Below are 18,284 nucleotides of genomic sequence, written 5' to 3' on the forward strand. Positions count from 1 at the left end.
GACGATATTCAATTCACCGTAAAACATGATAAATGGGCAGGAAAAGATGGTGGATTAGGGAAAATGCTAGCCCAAGCCGAAGCAATGAAAGCCGAAGCGAAAGACTTTGACCCAGTGAAAGCAATAAAAGAAATAGCCGACTTCTTTACACCGCTCGGAGACGGTGCTAGAGTTATGACAGGAGAAGACCCGATAACCGGAGACAAGCTATCATGGGGCGAACGAGGACTGTCCTTGTTATTTATCATTCCACTTGCGAAAGTAGGCAAATATGGGAGCAAAGGGTTTAAATTTGTTTACGAAGGCATAGAAGACGCAAATAAGATTCATAAAAAAGCAGACAAGGTGAAAGCGGTAGAAAAAAGTACGAAGAAAGCTAGTGGAGCAAATGTTGGTAAGAACTTACAAAATCAATCAAAAAATATGAGAAATAATCTAGATGATTTTATAAAAAACTACAAAAATTCTGATGAATACCTAAACCTATCTAATTCACAAAGAAAAATAGTTAATCGTAAATTAGATAGATTAGGAAAAGGAAATGTTGCAACAGCCGAAGTTGATATTCCCGGATTAAAAAAAGATTTTAAAGCTCATAGCCAAGTACAATCTAATGATTCATTAGGATACATGGACGATTTTTCAATTGCACCAAGCGAAAAAGATAGAGTTTTAAAAAATTATGTTGAAGATGGTTATCCAAGATATAATGATACAGAAGCTAAAATCTTAGAAGATATAGCGTCTAAGATAAAAGATCCTAATACAAAAGGAGAAATTAATCTGTTTTCAGAATTAGATTGTTGTCAAAGTTGTACAAATTTGATACTAGAGTTTAGAAAAAAATATCCTAATATTAAGATAAATGTAATAACAAATAATACTTTGAAATAAATGAAAGGAGTTTTTATCTTGAAAGAAAATTTACCAACTTATGATGATATAGTTGAGGCTGTTCAACTAGATTTGGATGAATATGTTAATGAAGATGGGTTAACTATTGCGCAAGCAAGCGCAAAAATTCTTGAAGAAGAGTGGCAAGATATTAATGAAGATGAATGTGTAAAATATTCATATCTGCTTACTTTAGCATTAGATGGAATTAAACAAAACCAACTTTCTGATTTTTTGTATGACAAACTTGAATTTTATGGTAATAACATTCTAAAAATGGATAACAATGAATCAAGTCAATTAAAGCAAGATTTTCTAAAATATCAAGAGAAACTAAAAGAACAAAATTTTGATATGATAGAAACTAATGTTAATACTAAGTCAAGAGTTGATTATATTCTTAATCAAAATCAGTAAAATAAAAAAGGCACTTTACTATCTGATTGGCGTCGGATAGTAAAGCCTTGAATAGTAAGCACAATCTCACTAATCAAGTTGCCAAAAGCTAACCAAAGCTAATTTGTATTCATTGTAAGAAAAATTTATTTTTGAGAAAGGGAGCGATTGAGTGCAATCGTTTCTTTTTACGAAGATGCCTGGGAACAAACTTCGGCAGTAACTAGAAGTATTGCAGATCATGCATTTGAAAATGGAAATAAAAGAACAGCATTTGAAACATTAAACATGTTATTGGGTGATTTAAACTTGAAATCACCTTTGAGTGATACTCAAAAATGGGATTTAATTGACAAATTAGGTAGAAAGGAGATAACAAATGTAGCAGAAATTGCAAACATTCTTAAAGGAAAATAAAGCGAACTTTACAGTTAAATATGATTCAGAACGAGAAGATAATAATTATACAGTAGTCCTTTTTGATACAAAAGAAGGCTCAAGTATTTGTGGTGGAGATACTAATTCAATTGAACTCTTTGAAAAAGAAATGATGGAGAGTCTAGATATTAAAATTGATTTTACGAAAATGAATCAGCTGTTTTATTTAGTGGAAAAAGGACTTTCTAATACGGAGGTGGATTACTTTATTATAGGAATATACCAAGCTAAAAATTTATTAGAATATCGTATATCGATATTTGGGAAATCAATAAATATAAGAGAATCATTTTACTCTTTAGAAGAGTTAGAAAGGTTTGTAAAAAATTATGGATGAACAGCTAATAAGTGATATTAATAATTTTCTTCAAAAATCAACTGAAAATGTTGTTAAACCTATGTATGGTATCAAAGACAAAAACTCTATTCAACTGATCTCCCAATCATTAAATCAAGAAGTTTTTGGTGTGAAATTGTACCCTACAATTTTTGATAAGGCAGCTTATATATGGTATGCACTTTCCAATTATCATTGTTTTTATAATGGAAATAAGCGAACTGCATTAGTGACAACATATAGTTATTTAAGAATAAATGGTTATTGTTTAAAAGTAGATGATAGTTTTTATGATATTTCTTTAAATATTTTGGAATCGCAAATAGAAAAGGAAGAAATCAAAGAAATTATACTAAAGAATATTGTTGAGAGTAATAAAATTTTACCCGAAAACATTTTAGAGCAATTAGAAATAGAAATAGGTCAAAATAGTTCTTTTCAAAAAGTAATTGTTAAATTGTCACAAACATAATGAAAATATACAATTTAAAAGGGTACCTTACCACAAGACTGGTAATCAAATGAAAACCACTAGATAGTAAGCGCAGACCCAAATTTAGAAGAACAAACCATTTAAATTCGGTTTGTTCTTCTATTTAAATGAAGAGACCTTGAAATCTATAATAATCAACATTTACTTAGTAATGATCATTTTATTAAAAAGAATTAGGTAGTATTAGTGATGACATTTTTGTACAAGGTAGTCGATTCGGAGGAACACTACATACTTGTCAAAATTATACTTCAATATATTAGTGTTATACAAAAAAATTCCAGCCTTAATATTCGCTAAATAAAAAAAGTGGAGGCAGTTCTGTAATCAGAGCTCCTCCGCTTTTTATGTGTAAATTTTCTTTTAAAGCTATGCAAAATACAACTAAAAATGATAGCTTACTTAATTATTTTGCGAAATAGTCATTTTAGGATTTTGTCTTATCTTTTAGATTTTCTGCTACTAGTTGAAGCAGTAAGGAATTAAAGGTTGCTTGGACCGATTGCAAAACTTCAAAAAAGTTAGTATCTACCTTTTCAACTAAAGGTAGTGCTTTTGATAAAAGTTGTTCTCCGGCTTTTGTTAGTTCAATTACTTTAGCCCTGGAATCAATCGAAAAACTTTGTCTAATCAACAGTTGAGCTTTTTCTAAATTTCTAATAATAGTAGAGACAGTCATAACATCTATGTCTGATTGTTTGGAGATATCTACTTGGTTAACTTCTTTGTTCGTTTGCTGCAAGTAACCAGTGGATGCCATAACAATAAATTGCGGATGGGTCAACTGCAGTTCTTTTAGTGTGTTTTTGATAGATCTATACTACAAATTATAGACTTTAATAAAAGATAAACCAGTGGAATTAGAGGCATTATCTTTAAATTCTGAAGGAAAATTAGTCATGACTAGCTTCAACCAATGCAAAAACAGACGAAGGGACATCAGAAAATATTCGTGCAATAAAGTTGGCATCTTCTTTAGTTGTCGCTCTTTCCAAAGGAACAAACTCAACTGAATGCTTGATAAGCGTATGTTGTCCTTCATTACTTAATTCATGGATAAAATAAATATCTCCAACAGTAGGGATTGAAGTTTTATCAGTAAAATGTTTATTCTCAGAAACAGAAACTAATGTAAAATTCATTGTCGGCTGTCCGGATAATTTCATTTCACCTGTTGTACCTTCCACGAATTCCCCATTTAAAGCTATTCCTTCTAAGTTTTCTTCCCAAGTAAACCATTTGTTGACATCTGCATATTGTGCCCAAATTTTTTCAGCTGATATGTTTGTTTTTAATTCAAAACTAAAATTCATATTAATTCCTCCTTTTTGTAAGTCTGCTTATAATAATAACACTTACTATATAGAAGTCAATAGAAATTTAAGTGATAAGTTTGATTAGGCGAAGGGAATAGCATTTATTTGCTTTGTTATAAATACTATCTGGTTGGTCTTATATAAAAAAATGGACTTGGTGACGTCTTTAATAAACGTAACCAAATCCATTTTTAATTTATCTTTTAAATGTATCTTATCTATTCTCCGCTTTATTATAAGCACCATGCCAAACTGGCCCGATAAATTCATTTAGTGCAAATCCGCCTTTGATTGCAGCTGTAACGAAGTCTTTCGCTTTAGAAACAGCTTCTTCTACAGATAATCCTTTTGCAAGACCGGCTGTAATAGCGGCAGCGAAAGTACAACCAGCGCCGTGATTGTGGCTTGGAGAAATCTTTTCTACTTCATATACGGTGAAATCTTTGCCATCATAAAGTAGGTCGATTGCTTTGTCGCTTTCTAGTGCTTTTCCGCCTTTGATAACAACGTATTTAGCACCTAATTCGATAATTTTTTTCGCAGCTGCTTTCATGTCGTCTAAAGTTGTTAATTTGCCAAGACCAGATAATTGACCAGCTTCGAACAGGTTTGGTGTTGTGATTGTTGCTTTTGGAAGTAACAAGTCACGGATAGCTTCTGCGTTTTCCGGTTGGATTAATTCATCTTCGCCTTTACAAACCATAACTGGGTCGATAACAACATTTTTTAAATCGTATTTATCAATGGCTTCACGAGTGGCTTTAATGATATCAATAGAGCCGAGCATACCTGTTTTCATTGCATCAACAGGTCCACCAGAGAGGATGGTTTTTAATTGTTCACGTACGAGCCCCGCATCAATTGGAGTTACGCCATGTGCCCAATTATTGTCTGGATCCATTGTTACGATAGTTGTAATCGCGCTAAAACCATAAGTACCATATTCTTCAAATGTTTTTAAATCTGCTTGTAAACCAGCGCCACCACTAGAATCAGAGCCTGCAATTGTTAATGTTTTTTTGATTGTCATCGTATTTCCTCCTAAAACTAAACTTTAGTCATTTGTTTCAAGCATTTTATAGATAGCAGCTGCGACACCGTGTTCATCATTAGAAACAGTAACATGATCTGCTAAATCTTTTACTTCATTTTCGGCATTGCCCATTGCGACACTATAACCAGCCATTTTGAGCATCGAAATGTCATTCATATTATCTCCAATTGCAAAAGTTTCATCAAGTGTTACGCCTAGTTTTTCTACATAATATTGTAGAGAAATGCCTTTTTGGGCTTCACGATTTGTAATTTCAATATTATCGGAAAAGGAGGAAGTAACAGCTAAATCATTATTTTTTTCTAATTTTTTCTTTGCTTTTGCAAGTACATCTTTTTCTGGTGAAAACGAAATAAACTTTAATATGGTTAAATCTTTATTATTTAGAATTCGCTCTACATCAGTAATTTCATGTACATCTTTTGATTCAAAACGTTCGGCTACTTTATCAGTGATGCCGGTCACAGGAGCATCAGGGAAAATGCGCTTGTACATTTCAATCATAAATTTTTTACCGCGTTCTTTATCTGTTGTAATTGGTCCCATATCTGTGAAAAATTCTGTATACATTCCTAGCTCCGTTAATGTATTGTAAGTGTCTCGTGCTAGTTCTTTATCAATCGGATGTTGCAAAATGATTTTACCATGTTCATCACGAATTTCGGCACCATTCATACAAATTGCTGGTGCGTACAAATTGACTTTATTAATAAGGCTCATTGCGTCATTATACATACGTCCAGTACAAAGAACGAAATGAATACCTTTTGCGCGTGCGGCTTCGATTGCCTCAACGTTTTCTTGTGCAATTTCGATATCAGAGTTAAGTAGTGTCCCATCCATGTCTGAAGCAATAACTTTAATCATAATATTTCATTCCTCTCCAATTTTACCTACCATACTAGAATAGCATTTTTTAAAGAAAAATGCACAAGCGGTAGTTGTACGCAGTTTTTTATGTTTAATAGTTACTTTACTATATTTCTTTCCGTCATTTAGTTATAATGAATAAGAATAAAACGTGGATTGGATGTGTCAGAATGAAAACAGAGCTAGAAAAGATGATTGCAGGAGAAATGTATAATCCTAGTGATAGAGAGCTAGTACATGGAAGAAGTCGTGCTCGTAAGTTCTGTCGGGAGATTAATGATACGATGGATGCTGAATCCCGTCAAAGCGTACTTAAGCGTCTATTTGGTGGTACAAAAGAAAATGTTTATGTAGAACCTGATTTTCGAGTGGATTATGGTTCTAATATTTATGTTGGCGAAAATTTTTATGCTAATTTTGATTGTGTTATTTTAGATGTTTGTGAAGTACATATTGGCGATAATTGTATGATGGCGCCAGGGGTTCATATTTATACAGCAACTCATCCACTTGATCCAGTAGAGCGAAACAGTGGACTTGAGCTTGGTAAGTCTGTAGAAATTGGTGACAATGTATGGCTTGGTGGCCGAGCGATTATTAATCCGGGAGTAAAACTTGGTAATAATGTTGTAGTTGCTTCTGGGTCAGTTGTAACAAAAAGCTTCCCTGATAATGTCGTTTTAGCCGGAAATCCTGCACGAGTAATCAAAACAATTGAGGTAACGGAAAAATGATTATTTCAGATGCAAAGATTTTTGAACAGATGGAAAGTGAGCTTGCAAAAGCAAGGGCGGCAACGACAAAGGCCAGTCAGGATAAACACTTGCATGGTTTAATGTTGCTTGTTCAGCTTGCAAAAACTGGAGACGAAACAGGAATGGAAATAGAGAAAAGTGCTATTCCAAAAGCTGAATCAACGCAAATCGTTCATATGGATGGAAAGAAAATGGAGTTAGATGATGGAGCAAATGGAGATTCTTTGCTTGATTTTTAGGGGGGCATTATGAAAAAAACAATTATTGCTGGAGCCATTTTTGCTGGGTTGGCAGTTTTACTTGGCGCTTTTGGAGCACATGCATTAAAAGATATGCTTGGAAGTTATGCGAGCACGTGGGAAACTGGTGTACAGTATCAAATGTTTCATGCAGTAGGTATTTTAATTGTTGGATTGCTAATGGAAAAACAAGACAGCCGGCTGTATACTTGGGCAGCTATTTTATTTTCGACGGGGATTGTTTTCTTCTCTGGAAGTTTATATGTGTTAAGTATTTCAAAAGTATCTATTTTAGGCGCGATTACACCAATTGGAGGAATTTTGTTTGTTGTAGGTTGGTTCTTGTTAATTTTAGGTGTATCGAGAAGAGTTAGAAGCATTTATTAAGTTAATTTTAAATAAAAAATAATTGTCTTTTTGTACTAGTTTCGGTATAAAGACGGTTATTTTTTATTATTGGCAAATTAGTGATAAAATAAAGGAATCATATTTTATAAGGAGACAGCAAATACATGACATATGCACTTGAAATAAAAGACTTACGAAAAATATATTCTACTGGAGTTGAAGCTCTGCGCGGTGTGGATTTAACAGTAGAAGAAGGGGATTTTTATGCACTTCTTGGTCCTAATGGTGCTGGTAAATCAACCACAATTGGTATTATCACCTCCCTTGTTAATAAAACATCAGGAAAAGTAACTGTGTTTGGTTATGATTTGGATACGGATATTGTTCGTGCAAAACAGCAAATTGGTCTTGTTCCGCAAGAGTTCAATTTTAATCCGTTCGAAACAGTTCAGCAAATTGTTGTTAACCAAGCAGGCTATTATGGTGTTTCTCGTAAAGAAGCTTTTAAACGAAGCGAAAAATATTTAAAACAATCTAATTTATGGGAAAAACGCCATGAAAGGGCACGAATGCTTTCGGGTGGAATGAAAAGACGTTTGATGATTGCACGTGCTTTGATGCATGAACCGCGATTACTTATTTTAGATGAACCAACTGCAGGAGTCGATATTGAGCTTAGACGAGATATGTGGACTTTTTTAAGGGAGCTAAATGAAAGTGGAACAACAATCATTTTGACTACTCATTACCTAGAAGAAGCAGAGATGCTTTGCCGAAACATCGGAATTATTCAATCAGGAGAGCTTATTGAAAATACGAGTATGAAATCATTGCTTTCAAAATTGCAGTTTGAAACTTTTATTTTTGATTTGGAGCCATATGATCAAGCATTTGAAATTACGGGTTATCAACATGTTTTTGAGGATAAACAGACACTTTCTGTGGAAGTGGAACGTAACCAAGGTGTGAATCATATCTTTGAACAATTAAGTGAAAAAGGAATAAAAGTTCTTTCAATGCGTAATAAATCGAATCGTTTGGAAGAATTATTTTTGAAAATTACGGATGAAAAACATCAAGTGGGGGAAAAACATGTTTAATCTATATTTTACAGCTTTAAAAAGTTTAGCAGCAAAAGAAACTAATCGTTATATGCGGATTTGGGTTCAGACACTCGTGCCACCAGTCATTACAACATCACTTTACTTTATTATTTTTGGGAAAATGATTGGGAGCCGTATTGGCGATATGGGCGGATTTTCTTATATGGAATACATCGTTCCAGGACTGATTATGATGTCGGTAATTACTAGTTCCTATGCCAATGTGTCATCTTCGTTCTTCTCACAAAAATTCCAAAAAAATATTGAGGAAATTTTAGTGGCGCCAGTACCAACTCATATTATCATATGGGGATTTTTGATTGGTGGAATTGGTAGAAGTATTTTAGTAGGTGCACTTGTTACTATTATTTCATTATTTTTTGTACCACTTCATGTATTTTCTTGGTCAATCGGAATAATTACCTTTTTAATGACAGCAATTGTATTTTCGCTGGCAGGTCTTCTTAATGGGATTTTTGCTAAATCTTATGATGATGTTTCCATTGTGCCAACATTTGTTTTACAGCCATTAACATATCTTGGTGGAGTGTTTTATGCTATTTCTATGCTTCCGCCAATTTGGCAAGCTATTTCCAAAGTAAATCCGATTGTATACATGATTTCAGGATTTCGCTATGGTTTTCTTGGTGTAACTGACGTGCCAATAATGGTTTCCATGTTAATCCTCGTTTTATTTATTGTGATTCTATATGCGATTTGTTGGTATTTAATTAATAAGGGAAGAGGATTAAGAAGTTAATTAGATTGGAGCGAAGTAAATTCTGTCTCATTTTAGTTAAAATCGTCATCTAATTTTAATACAAAAAAAGGGTTTGGGCTGGTAAAGACGGGTATTATATAGACATAAGCAATGACAATGCCATTACTTTTTCTCCCTTTTTTGTATGGATTGTCTTTACTTACCTTAAACTCCCTTTTATACTTTTAGTGGTTGTTTTGCAGCTGCTAGAGGTATTTTTTTGTTAAATATTTCTAAAAAGAGGGAGTTCTAGTGTGCTATATGTTAAATGTTAAGTGAATATAGCGCTAGTTAGTGAATAAAATAGAAATGTGTCTATTTTATGAAACTTTTTGCTATATCCTTGTATAATGCTGTGGCTATGTATATTCTTAGGAGAACGATAAAATATAGGTACATAGGAGGAAACATGGGATTTTTAGAAGCTTATAAGTCATTTTGGAAGAATTATGTCAATTTTAGTGGTCGTGCACCAGCTTCGGCATATTGGTATGTAGTGATTTGGAACATAATTGTTGTTGGGGCGCTTTATGTTATTGCAAGTATTTTCGGTTTATCAGCAATGATGGAAGGTTACATGACTGGTATGGGAATGGTTGGAGGCGGCGGTGCACTCTTTATTTTAATTGTGATTTGGTTGTATTCGCTTGCGATTGTAATTCCGACAATTAGTCTTATTGTAAGACGATTGCATGATTCTGGGAAAAGTGGATTTTTGGCTTTTCTTGGCTTAATTCCTTTTTTTGGAGGAATTATTATTTTAATCTTTATGTGTTTTGAAAGTGATGGGCCAAACCAATATGGAGATGGCTATAGTAAATTTGATATTTAAAAATAAAACGAGCTAGGAGTTAAATCCTGGCTCGTTTTATTTTTTTAGAATCGCTTTTAATGGATTCCTTCACTTACAAGAAACCAATTTACTTGGCTGGTGTTAATAAAATAAGTTAAGTCATATTTGGTTAGCTCAATACATTTTTCGTTAAAAAGGTTTTTTAAGTCTGTTTTAGATAATTCGTGGATGCTGATGTTGTTGATTTTTGCGTCGTCATCAAGTCGAATTGATTCTCCGTTTGCGGTATAAATTTCGATATACATCGTACCATCCTCTCTGAATTATATTGATTTATAATTTTCTCTAAAAATCCTTAATTGATTAATTGCGGTAACAAGTTGTTGGCTGGAAATAGGTTCATCCGTACCTAGTTTTGATGCCGTTTTTTAAAATTTCGACATTAGATGAAATTTCTGAATCAGCGACTTGTTTTTTTCAGTGTTATTGATTTTCTGTTTGTTTTTATCATAACAATATATGCTAGTTGTGTAAAGGAAGCCAAAGTGAGTCAAAAGTAGCAGAGTGAAAGGGTATTTTCTGAGTTTTAAAAAATAGTAATCGAATACTAAGTGATTTTCCATTGATATATCAGCTAGCTGTTTTTTTTGTAATAATGGAGCTACTCTCAAGAAGTTGACAACGAACCAATATTCTTTCTAATTTTTGTCCAAATACTCACTAAATGTTCATAATAAAGCGGGTTAAAAGTGTTATACTTACATTAAGAAAAAATAGGATAATTATTTTATATTAGATAAAGAAAAAATAGATGTTAAAAGGGAATATTTCTTTTTGTTTGGGGAAAAGCAAAGCATTAGATGAATGAATTTTATTAGCTAAAAAAGGAAAGACTCTAAATCGAAAAGGATTTGTTAAGATGGAGACAAACACGCACGCCCCAACAGGCTTATCTAATGAAGAAGTTTCAGAACGGGTAAGAAATGGTCAGGTTAATCACGCGCTTAAACCATTGACACGTAGTATACCTGGAATTATCCGCGACAATACATTTACCCTTTTTAACATTATTAATATCGTCATTGCAAGTTTTATTATTTTTGTAGGAAGTTATAAAAATTTGCTATTTCTTGGAGTGGCGCTTTGTAATACTGCGATGGGGATTTTTCAAGAAATTCGAGCAAAACGAAATATCGATAAACTTACCATTTTAACTCAGGCGAAAGTAAAAGTTATGCGTAATGGTGAATTATGTGAACTAGAGCAGGGCGAAATTGTGTTAGGTGATATCATCGTGTTAAATCGTGAAGATCAAATTTGCGCGGATGGCATTATCTTTCAAACAGATGGTATAGAAGTAGATGAATCCCAATTAACAGGGGAATCAGAACCTGTTTTAAAAAAAGCGAAAGACAAGGTAATGTCCGGGAGCTACATTGTTAGTGGACAGGCTTATGTCGAAGTTTCAGCTGTTGGCGAACAAAGTTTTGTTTCCAAGCTTTCTATGGAAGTAAAACAAGAAAAACGGCCGGATAGCGAACTCATTCGTTCCATTAAGAAAATAATCAAAGTGTTAACCTTTATTATCATCCCACTAGGTTTAGCTTTATTTTTTTCGAAATATTTACAAGGTCTGCCACTTAAAGAATCCGTACTTGGAACATCAGCTGCAATGATTGGAATGATACCTGAAGGCTTAGTATTACTAACAAGTATTGCGCTCGCAGTTGGTGTGATTAATTTAGCAAAACAAAAAGTACTTGTAAAATCCATGCCATGTATCGAAACGTTAGCTCGTGTGGACGTACTCTGTTTGGATAAAACCGGAACGATTACAGATGGGAAATTAGATGTAACGGATATTGTCCTAAAAAATCCACATGTTACTGCAACTCAAATAAGTGCGAGCATTGGTGCAATCGTAGGCTCATTAGCAGATAATAATGCGACTAGTATCGCATTAAAGAAACACTTTTTGGAAAATCCAGAATGGAAAGTTACTACACGCTTTCCTTTTTCTTCTGCTAGAAAATGGAGTGGGTGCAGTTTTATCGACAAAGGTACGTTTTTAATAGGGGCGCCGGAATTTATTTTTGCAGATTTATCCAAAGAAGATAAACAAGAGTTAGATGACTATGCAAATCAGGGGTTTCGCGTTTTAGCAGTAGCTCATTCGCCAATACAACTCGAAAAGGCGGTACTACCTGAAAAAAGAGAACTGCTTGCGTATATTTTAATTGCTGATAATATCCGTGCAGAAGCTCCAAGTACATTTGCGTTTTTTGCCAATGAAGGCGTGTCAATTAAAGTTATTTCAGGTGATAACCCTGTTACAGTTTCTAATGTTGCTGTTCGTGCTGGAATTGCAAATGGAGATAAATACATTGATATGAATACTGTTGGTGAAGCGGTAGATATGGTATCTTTGGTTGAAAAATACACAGTGTTTGGACGTGTGACTCCACATCAAAAAAGAGCATTAATCCAAGCATATCAAAAGCAGGGACATACCGTGGCAATGACTGGTGATGGGGTTAATGATGTTCTCGCGTTAAAAGAAGCGGATTGTAGTATTGCAATGGCTGAAGGTAGCGATGCAGCACGAAGCGTTTCCGACTTTGTTTTATTATCGAATAATTTTGATTCAATGATTGATGTGCTTCGTGAAGGACGCCGAGTTGTTAATAATATTGAGCGTGTAGCTGCACTTTATTTAATTAAAACAATGTATTCTACTGTATTAGCACTGGCTTTCATTTTTATACCTGGAGCCTATCCATTCCAACCAATTCAACTTAGCCCAATTTCATCTTTAACTGTAGGAATTCCATCATTCTTTTTAGCATTAAAACCAAATTATGAGCAAATTAAGGGGCAGTTTTTGCATAAAGTTTTACAAACCTCCGTACCAGCTGCAACTTGTGTTATTGCTTATATTATATTGATATTAATATTTGGGAATATGTTAGGTTTAACGTTTGCCCAAACTTCTACAATGAATGTTATGCTAACAGGAGCAACATGTTTTGTAGCCTTGATTAATGTAGGACATCCATTTGGACCAAAAACAAAATTACTTGTAGGAACGATGATGGCGGCATTTATTTGTTTATTCTTATTTGCTGGAAATATTTTTTCTTTAGTTTCCATATTTGATTGGCAAATGATGTTGATTTATGTACCATTACTAGTTTCTTGCGGTCCACTATATTGGTTTATTAGACATATCATTATGCGTTTCACCTGGGCAGGTGCGCATGACTAAAATAGTTACTGGCGTGTTTGAGAGAGCGTGATGCTTAAACATGCCAGTTATTTTTTTTGCAAACGGGTTGACATCCATTCTACTTTGTATTACTATGTAGTTGTACCTAGTAATACAAAGTAGAGGAGTGAATTCGAATGAAAGGACTAACAGAGCTACTTAAAGGGAGTCTAGAAGGAATGATATTAGAACGTATTTCCAGAGGCGAAACATATGGATACGAAATTACCAAGTATTTTAATGATTTAGGTTTTGATGAGATAGTAGAGGGAACCGTATATACAATTCTCCTACGTATTGAAAAAAAAGGATTGGTAGAAGTAGAAAAGAAAAAATCAGAACTAGGACCAGCAAGGAAATTTTATACATTAAGTGAAACTGGAAAAGAAGAATTAGCGATTTTTTGGAAACGTTGGGAATTTATTCAAGCGAAAATGATGAAAGTTAAAGGAGGAGAAGCATAATGTTTAACTGGTATAAAAAATATCGTGCAGAAAAACGAGATTATAAATTGTATAAAAAAAGGATTGATGATTTACCAGAAGATTATCGTCAGGCAATGAAAGCAATTGAAACTTATTTATGGAGCTTTGCTAAAGGAGCAGGAATGTTCTATATTTTAAAAAATGTATTAGAAATGTTCGAAAATGCAGCTGCTGATAAACTAGAATTAAAAGAGGTCGTGGGTGATGATTTAGCCGAATTCGCCGATAATTTACTATTGGAATTTCCAGAAGAAACTTGGCTAGATAAAGAACGGAAAAAACTCCGTAAATCAATGAAATAGGAAGAAGGTGTAAGGTTATGGCAATTATTGATATTCGAGAAGTGAAAAAAAGTTTCAAAAAGCAAGCCGTTTTAAAGCAAGTCACGGTTCAAGTGGAAGCTGGAAAGATTTATGCTCTACTGGGTGCAAATGGAGCAGGTAAGAGTACGCTACTAAGGATCATAACAGGGCTACTTGCTAGCGACGGCGGGGAAGTAACTATCAAAAACTTATCAGTCCAAAAGAACACAAAAGCAGTACAGCGCTTGTTTAGCTATAATGCGCAACAGGCGAGTGTAGATGAAGTTTTAACAGGATATGAAAATTTACTATTAATTGGAAAACTTCGCCATGTGAAACAGCCAAAAGAAGTTGCGCTATCGTTACTGGAACAATTTGGCTTATCTGATAGCAAAGATAAATCTGTTTCAGCATACTCAGGTGGAATGAAGCGCCGTCTTGATTTAGCAATGAGTTTAGTTGGCGACGCAGAAATTCTTTTCTTAGATGAACCAACTACAGGACTGGATCCAAGTAGCCGCTTTGATTTATGGGAAGTAATTGAGAATCTTAAAAATAATGGAAAAACAATTTTTTTAACGACGCAATATTTAGAAGAAGCAGATAAATTAGCAGATACAATTGGATTTTTAAAAGATGGAGAGATTATTGCGACAGGAACTCCGAAAGAAATGAAACGTTTAGCTGGCGAGAATAGTCTACAACTCACATTTGATTCAAAAGATATTGCAAAAGCGAAAGAAGTATTAGCTGATTTTAAACCAAAAGAAATAAGTGATGTGCTTTTGTCAGTAGAGTTAGTGGAAGAAATAAAGACAACCTTAGATATTTTAAAAAGGCTATCGATGAATCAGCTTGAGCCAATTGACTTTGAGACTATTCGTCCTACGCTTGATGATGTATTTATTGCGTTAACGAAAGGGTGAGATAAAAATGATGATAAAAGAATATTTTAGTGATATTTTTGCACTAGCTGGTCGGATAATAAAACATAATATCCGAAGCTTAGATACAATGATTACAGTAGTTGCAATGCCAATTATGTTAATGCTTGGAATGGTCTATATTTTTGGAGGAGCAATTAAAATTGAAGGTTTATCTGAGCAAGATTATATCAATTATATAGTTCCGGGAATTTTATTGATGACCATTGCAACAGGGTCAGCGTATACAGCACTTCGTATTAATATAGATAAAACTGCTGGAATGTTTGAACGCTTTAAATCAATGCCAATCGCAAAATCTGCGGTAATTGGTGGTCATGTAGTTGCATCTGTTATTTTTATGTTAATCTCGTGTTTAGCAGTTTTGATTGTTGCATGGTTGGTTGGCTTTAGAACGGATGCGAGTTTTGGAGAATGGGGCTCAATTGTATTATTGCTGGTATTATTTGCCTTTATGCTTACATGGCTATCTGTTCCGTTTGGCTTAATGGCAAGTAGCATTGAAGGAGCGGGTGCATTTTCATATATTATCTTGATGCTACTATTTGTTAGTTCCGCTTTTGTGCCAGTAGAAGGAATGGCTAAGATTGTCCGAATATTCGCTGAAAATCAACCGATGACGCCTATTATTCAATCATTGCGCGACTTATTTGCATCAGCGCCACTTTCAAATGATATTTGGTTAGCGCTTGGCTGGATGTTTGGCATCTTGATTGTATCTTATATTGGCGGGATGTTTGTTTATAAGAAAATTTAAGAAAAGGCTCGTAATCAGTTGATTACGAGCCTTTCTTCTATTTTCGTTTTCTAACAACCTCAATAAATTCATCTAATGTTTCTCTAGTTTTTATTTGCTCATTACAAACATCGCTATCATAACAAATATAGTTGCCATTTGTGGTGTAAATTCCGTCACTAGAGGATTTTGTTTTCGCCATAAAAAGCGCTACTTTTGAATGAGAGTGGCAAATGGAGCATACCCCTTTTTGAATATCAGCAGAAATAGTTCCAGATACTCCGACAAGGTTCCCATCTTCATAAGTAATAATATATTTTCGTTGTTGGGCAATATCATTCCAACCGTAAAAACTGTAATCACGTAAATCAAGTTTTGACCAAGCTGGGATTTTTAATTTCTTTGTTTTTGCAAAAACTTTTTTTAATTTTGCATCACTTGGAGGCGCAAAAGGAATAACAAAAGCTTTTAATTCTTCAAGAAATGGTTCTGCCTCTTTTGTAGTTGTAATCATATGCAGCTGTGCAAATAATTCCTGATGTTCATCAAGCTCAGCCTTTGGAAATAATTGGTTAATTTTTTCCTCTGTTAAAGACTTTAAAGCTTTTAGTGTGGAAGTATCATTTGCAGAACGGTAGGCACGAGAAATATTGTTTAATTGATTTTTTATAAAATTATATTGGTATGGTTGGATAAACTCTTTCATTATAATTCTCCTTTAATAGTTTAATGTTGGTTAAACTAGCTTCGGGATTGAAGAGTCTATTTTTTACTCTTACTTTCTAGGCAATCCAAAAGCCATTGTTAGAAAGTACAGAGCAGTGCAATTTTGTTTGCATCTCTTTGATCACCACCTTACATTCATTATAAGCACTTCCGAATTTCTCGTCAATGCTCGGTTATGAATATTTTTCACAAAACAGGGTAAACGAAAACTATTGGACAAAAGCGATAACATGAGGGAGGAAATACAAAATGAAAAAGGTAAAAGCAAGTGAAACACTCGTACAAACACTAAAAAATTGGGGAATCGATCATGTTTATGGTTTGCCGGGAGATTCGATTGATACAGTGGTCGATGCTTTAAGAGAGGTGCAAGATGAAATAGAGTTTATTCATGTCCGCCACGAAGAAGTTGCAACACTAGCTGCTGCCGCCTATTCTAAATTAACTGGAAAAATTGGTGTGGCATTATCAATTGGTGGACCAGGAGCGATACATTTATTAAATGGCATGTATGATGCAAAAATGGATCATGTTCCGATGCTCGTTTTAGCGGGTCAAGTAACTACGGATGTTTTAAATACTGGATTTTTCCAAGAAGTAAACTTACCAGCAATTTTTGAAGATGTTGCAGTTTATAATAAGCAAATTGATAATGCCGAAACGCTTGCAGATGTTGTTGATGAAGCGATTCGCACTGCGTATAAAGAAAAAGGTGTTGCAGTTCTCACTATCCCAAACGATATTCCAGCTCAAACAATAAAAGCGAGCCTAGAAGCAAAGCCAGTTTCATTTGAACAAGAAAATCCTCAATTAGACGAAGCAAATATACAAAAGGCAGTTACATTAATTGACCAAGCAGAAAAGCCGGTTATTCTAGCTGGATTAGGAACAAAACATGCCGGAGAAGCACTTCTAGCCTTTGCAGAAAAAGCCAAAATCCCGATTATCAACTCTCTGCCAGCGAAAACTATTATTCCAGATGATCATCCTAATGCCTTAGGAAACCTTGGTAAAATCGGAACTAAACCCGCGTATGAAGCGATGCAAGAAACAGACTTACTGTTAATGTTTGGGAATGATTATCCATACAGTCATTATTTACCAAAAAAGGCAGACTGTATTCAAATCGATATTAATCCAGCGGTAATAAGCAAACGTTATCCTGCTACAGTAGGGCTAGTTGGTGATGCCGCTGAAATTATTTCTAATTTAACAGCTAAAATAGCACCTGTAAACGAACGCAAATTTCTACAAGCATGCCAAGAAAACATGCAAGAATGGTGGAAATGGTTGGAGGAAGATACTAGTAAAACGACCGACCCAATTGCACCTGAAGTAGTGATGGCAAACATTCAAAAAATAGCTGATAAAGATGCGATTTTTTCGATAGATGTGGGAACTGCCACTGTTTGGAGTACTCGTTATCTGCATTTAACGCCTGAAAATGACTTTATTGTTTCAGCATGGTTAGGCACAATGGGATGCGGTTTACCAGGCGCAATTGCTGCCAAAAAAGCTTTCCCTAACCGTCAAGCTATAGCCATTGTTGGAGATGGTGGCTTTTCAATGGTAATGCAAGATTTTGTTACCGCAGTTGGACAAAAAATGCCCATGATTATTGTTGTCTTAAATAATAAAGAGCTTTCTTTTATTAAATATGAACAACAATCCGCCGGCGAACTAAATTATGCGATTGATTTGCCTGATATTAATTATGCTAAATTTGCTGAAAGTTGCGGAGGTATTGGCTTTCGTGTAGAAAAAATGGCGGACTTAACAAATGCTTTTGAAAGTGCAAAACTTGCGACAAAACCAGTAATTATAGATGTTTCTGTCGATAGTTCAGCTGCACCTTTACCGGGGAAAATTATTATGGATGAAGCACTCGGTTACACTAAATTTGAAATTGAATCTGTTCTAGAAGATCACCGTTTTGCAAAAATGCCACCTTTAAAAACTATTTTACGTAGATTTTTATAATAAATAAGGTTATTATCATAAAGCAAAAATAACGTAGTATCACATAAAAA

At 34.3% G+C, this 18,284-nt stretch carries 23 protein-coding genes; 17 read left to right on the forward strand and 6 right to left on the reverse strand.

Features of this window, described 5'->3' with window-relative positions; all coding sequences use genetic code 11:
* The 5 genes from HCJ45_RS14025 to HCJ45_RS14045 form a co-directional block, all read left to right on the forward strand.
* A partial coding sequence (locus HCJ45_RS14025) for a deaminase domain-containing protein (protein ID WP_187125211.1) occupies positions 1–894 on the forward strand: 894 nt, incomplete at its 5' end.
* A gap of 18 nt (positions 895–912) precedes the next feature.
* Positions 913–1,311: a hypothetical protein gene (locus tag HCJ45_RS14030; RefSeq protein WP_187125212.1), complete on the forward strand. Its 399-nt coding sequence runs from the start codon at positions 913–915 to the stop codon at positions 1,309–1,311.
* Positions 1,312–1,458: 147 nt separating this feature from the next.
* Complete coding sequence (locus HCJ45_RS14035; protein ID WP_187125247.1) at positions 1,459–1,707, forward strand: hypothetical protein; 249 nt, start codon at positions 1,459–1,461, stop codon at positions 1,705–1,707.
* Positions 1,682–2,065 carry a hypothetical protein gene (locus HCJ45_RS14040; protein WP_246456584.1) on the forward strand — a complete coding sequence of 128 codons (384 nt, stop codon included), beginning with the start codon at positions 1,682–1,684 and terminating at the stop codon, positions 2,063–2,065. The genes HCJ45_RS14035 and HCJ45_RS14040 overlap by 26 nt, the downstream gene beginning before the upstream one ends.
* Positions 2,058–2,537: a type II toxin-antitoxin system death-on-curing family toxin gene (locus tag HCJ45_RS14045; protein WP_187125213.1), complete on the forward strand. Its 480-nt coding sequence runs from the start codon at positions 2,058–2,060 to the stop codon at positions 2,535–2,537. Before HCJ45_RS14040 ends, HCJ45_RS14045 begins: the two co-directional genes overlap by 8 nt.
* 448 nt (positions 2,538–2,985) lie before the next feature.
* Here HCJ45_RS14045 and HCJ45_RS14050 read toward each other — a convergent pair whose 3' ends face one another.
* From HCJ45_RS14050 to HCJ45_RS14065, 4 genes are all read right to left on the reverse strand, one after another.
* Entirely contained in the window at positions 2,986–3,369 is a 384-nt protein-coding gene (locus HCJ45_RS14050; protein ID WP_425489970.1) for a MarR family winged helix-turn-helix transcriptional regulator, read from the reverse strand.
* Between the two features lie 82 nt (positions 3,370–3,451).
* Positions 3,452–3,871, reverse strand: a complete 420-nt coding sequence (locus HCJ45_RS14055; RefSeq protein ID WP_187125214.1) for an SRPBCC family protein — start codon at positions 3,869–3,871, stop codon at positions 3,452–3,454.
* Between the two features lie 217 nt (positions 3,872–4,088).
* Positions 4,089–4,904: a pyridoxine/pyridoxal/pyridoxamine kinase gene (gene pdxK / locus HCJ45_RS14060; RefSeq protein WP_185380560.1), complete on the reverse strand. Its 816-nt coding sequence runs from the start codon at positions 4,902–4,904 to the stop codon at positions 4,089–4,091.
* Positions 4,905–4,928: 24 nt separating this feature from the next.
* Positions 4,929–5,795 (reverse strand): Cof-type HAD-IIB family hydrolase, encoded by an 867-nt coding sequence (locus tag HCJ45_RS14065; protein ID WP_187125215.1) that lies wholly within the window; start codon positions 5,793–5,795, stop codon positions 4,929–4,931.
* 173 nt (positions 5,796–5,968) lie between these two features.
* On the opposite strand from HCJ45_RS14065, the gene HCJ45_RS14070 reads away from it, so the two are divergent.
* From HCJ45_RS14070 to HCJ45_RS14095, 6 genes are all read left to right on the forward strand, one after another.
* On the forward strand, positions 5,969–6,532 hold the full coding sequence (locus tag HCJ45_RS14070; RefSeq protein ID WP_185344912.1) for a maltose acetyltransferase domain-containing protein: 564 nt from the start codon (positions 5,969–5,971) through the stop codon (positions 6,530–6,532).
* Positions 6,529–6,792: a DUF5327 family protein gene (locus HCJ45_RS14075; RefSeq protein ID WP_187125216.1), complete on the forward strand. Its 264-nt coding sequence runs from the start codon at positions 6,529–6,531 to the stop codon at positions 6,790–6,792. The genes HCJ45_RS14070 and HCJ45_RS14075 overlap by 4 nt, the downstream gene beginning before the upstream one ends.
* A 9-nt stretch (positions 6,793–6,801) precedes the next feature.
* Positions 6,802–7,179 carry a DUF423 domain-containing protein gene (locus tag HCJ45_RS14080; protein WP_187125217.1) on the forward strand — a complete coding sequence of 126 codons (378 nt, stop codon included), beginning with the start codon at positions 6,802–6,804 and terminating at the stop codon, positions 7,177–7,179.
* A 125-nt stretch (positions 7,180–7,304) separates the two neighbouring features.
* Positions 7,305–8,240: an ABC transporter ATP-binding protein gene (locus HCJ45_RS14085; protein ID WP_185344918.1), complete on the forward strand. Its 936-nt coding sequence runs from the start codon at positions 7,305–7,307 to the stop codon at positions 8,238–8,240.
* Entirely contained in the window at positions 8,233–9,003 is a 771-nt protein-coding gene (locus tag HCJ45_RS14090) for an ABC transporter permease (RefSeq protein WP_187125218.1), read from the forward strand. The genes HCJ45_RS14085 and HCJ45_RS14090 overlap by 8 nt, the downstream gene beginning before the upstream one ends.
* A gap of 409 nt (positions 9,004–9,412) precedes the next feature.
* Positions 9,413–9,835: a DUF805 domain-containing protein gene (locus HCJ45_RS14095; protein ID WP_187125219.1), complete on the forward strand. Its 423-nt coding sequence runs from the start codon at positions 9,413–9,415 to the stop codon at positions 9,833–9,835.
* 56 nt (positions 9,836–9,891) lie between these two features.
* On the opposite strand, the gene HCJ45_RS14100 is transcribed toward HCJ45_RS14095, so the two are convergent.
* Positions 9,892–10,101, reverse strand: a complete 210-nt coding sequence (locus HCJ45_RS14100) for a lmo0673 family protein (RefSeq protein WP_014092119.1) — start codon at positions 10,099–10,101, stop codon at positions 9,892–9,894.
* A gap of 614 nt (positions 10,102–10,715) precedes the next feature.
* Here HCJ45_RS14100 and HCJ45_RS14105 point away from each other — a divergent pair.
* From HCJ45_RS14105 to HCJ45_RS14125, 5 genes are all read left to right on the forward strand, one after another.
* The gene (locus tag HCJ45_RS14105; RefSeq protein ID WP_187125220.1) at positions 10,716–13,061 is read left to right on the forward strand and encodes a cation-translocating P-type ATPase; all 2,346 of its coding nucleotides are present in this window, start codon (positions 10,716–10,718) and stop codon (positions 13,059–13,061) included.
* 137 nt (positions 13,062–13,198) lie between these two features.
* Positions 13,199–13,525, forward strand: a complete 327-nt coding sequence (locus tag HCJ45_RS14110; protein WP_185344926.1) for a PadR family transcriptional regulator — start codon at positions 13,199–13,201, stop codon at positions 13,523–13,525.
* Positions 13,525–13,848: a DUF1048 domain-containing protein gene (locus HCJ45_RS14115; protein WP_185344928.1), complete on the forward strand. Its 324-nt coding sequence runs from the start codon at positions 13,525–13,527 to the stop codon at positions 13,846–13,848. The genes HCJ45_RS14110 and HCJ45_RS14115 overlap by 1 nt, the downstream gene beginning before the upstream one ends.
* Before the next feature lie 17 nt (positions 13,849–13,865).
* Positions 13,866–14,774 carry an ABC transporter ATP-binding protein gene (locus HCJ45_RS14120; protein ID WP_187125221.1) on the forward strand — a complete coding sequence of 303 codons (909 nt, stop codon included), beginning with the start codon at positions 13,866–13,868 and terminating at the stop codon, positions 14,772–14,774.
* 7 nt (positions 14,775–14,781) lie between these two features.
* Positions 14,782–15,549: an ABC transporter permease gene (locus tag HCJ45_RS14125; protein ID WP_187125222.1), complete on the forward strand. Its 768-nt coding sequence runs from the start codon at positions 14,782–14,784 to the stop codon at positions 15,547–15,549.
* Positions 15,550–15,586: 37 nt separating this feature from the next.
* On the opposite strand, the gene HCJ45_RS14130 is transcribed toward HCJ45_RS14125, so the two are convergent.
* Entirely contained in the window at positions 15,587–16,234 is a 648-nt protein-coding gene (locus HCJ45_RS14130) for a FusB/FusC family EF-G-binding protein (RefSeq protein WP_187125223.1), read from the reverse strand.
* Between the two features lie 269 nt (positions 16,235–16,503).
* On the opposite strand from HCJ45_RS14130, the gene HCJ45_RS14135 reads away from it, so the two are divergent.
* Positions 16,504–18,234, forward strand: a complete 1,731-nt coding sequence (locus HCJ45_RS14135) for a pyruvate oxidase (RefSeq protein ID WP_187125224.1) — start codon at positions 16,504–16,506, stop codon at positions 18,232–18,234.
* Positions 18,235–18,284 lie beyond the last annotated feature (50 nt).

It is taken from the genome of Listeria immobilis, assembly GCF_014322845.1.
Classification (GTDB): Bacteria; Bacillota; Bacilli; order Lactobacillales; family Listeriaceae; genus Listeria; species Listeria immobilis.

What these genes read in the sequence shown, in the direction of transcription:
- HCJ45_RS14110 (WP_185344926.1), top strand. Translation starts at nt 13,199, where the DNA reads ATGAAAGGACTAACAGAGCTACTTAAAGGGAGTCTAGAAGGAATGATA.
- HCJ45_RS14080 (WP_187125217.1), top strand. Translation starts at nt 6,802, where the DNA reads ATGAAAAAAACAATTATTGCTGGAGCCATTTTTGCTGGGTTGGCAGTT.
- HCJ45_RS14095 (WP_187125219.1), top strand. Translation starts at nt 9,413, where the DNA reads ATGGGATTTTTAGAAGCTTATAAGTCATTTTGGAAGAATTATGTCAAT.
- HCJ45_RS14125 (WP_187125222.1), top strand. Translation starts at nt 14,782, where the DNA reads ATGATGATAAAAGAATATTTTAGTGATATTTTTGCACTAGCTGGTCGG.
- HCJ45_RS14085 (WP_185344918.1), top strand. Translation starts at nt 7,305, where the DNA reads ATGACATATGCACTTGAAATAAAAGACTTACGAAAAATATATTCTACT.
- HCJ45_RS14045 (WP_187125213.1), top strand. Translation starts at nt 2,058, where the DNA reads ATGGATGAACAGCTAATAAGTGATATTAATAATTTTCTTCAAAAATCA.
- HCJ45_RS14090 (WP_187125218.1), top strand. Translation starts at nt 8,233, where the DNA reads ATGTTTAATCTATATTTTACAGCTTTAAAAAGTTTAGCAGCAAAAGAA.
- HCJ45_RS14055 (WP_187125214.1), bottom strand. Translation starts at nt 3,871, where the DNA reads ATGAATTTTAGTTTTGAATTAAAAACAAACATATCAGCTGAAAAAATT.
- HCJ45_RS14065 (WP_187125215.1), bottom strand. Translation starts at nt 5,795, where the DNA reads ATGATTAAAGTTATTGCTTCAGACATGGATGGGACACTACTTAACTCT.
- HCJ45_RS14120 (WP_187125221.1), top strand. Translation starts at nt 13,866, where the DNA reads ATGGCAATTATTGATATTCGAGAAGTGAAAAAAAGTTTCAAAAAGCAA.
- HCJ45_RS14100 (WP_014092119.1), bottom strand. Translation starts at nt 10,101, where the DNA reads ATGTATATCGAAATTTATACCGCAAACGGAGAATCAATTCGACTTGAT.
- HCJ45_RS14135 (WP_187125224.1), top strand. Translation starts at nt 16,504, where the DNA reads ATGAAAAAGGTAAAAGCAAGTGAAACACTCGTACAAACACTAAAAAAT.
- HCJ45_RS14105 (WP_187125220.1), top strand. Translation starts at nt 10,716, where the DNA reads ATGGAGACAAACACGCACGCCCCAACAGGCTTATCTAATGAAGAAGTT.
- HCJ45_RS14130 (WP_187125223.1), bottom strand. Translation starts at nt 16,234, where the DNA reads ATGAAAGAGTTTATCCAACCATACCAATATAATTTTATAAAAAATCAA.
- HCJ45_RS14070 (WP_185344912.1), top strand. Translation starts at nt 5,969, where the DNA reads ATGAAAACAGAGCTAGAAAAGATGATTGCAGGAGAAATGTATAATCCT.
- pdxK (WP_185380560.1), bottom strand. Translation starts at nt 4,904, where the DNA reads ATGACAATCAAAAAAACATTAACAATTGCAGGCTCTGATTCTAGTGGT.
- HCJ45_RS14075 (WP_187125216.1), top strand. Translation starts at nt 6,529, where the DNA reads ATGATTATTTCAGATGCAAAGATTTTTGAACAGATGGAAAGTGAGCTT.
- HCJ45_RS14115 (WP_185344928.1), top strand. Translation starts at nt 13,525, where the DNA reads ATGTTTAACTGGTATAAAAAATATCGTGCAGAAAAACGAGATTATAAA.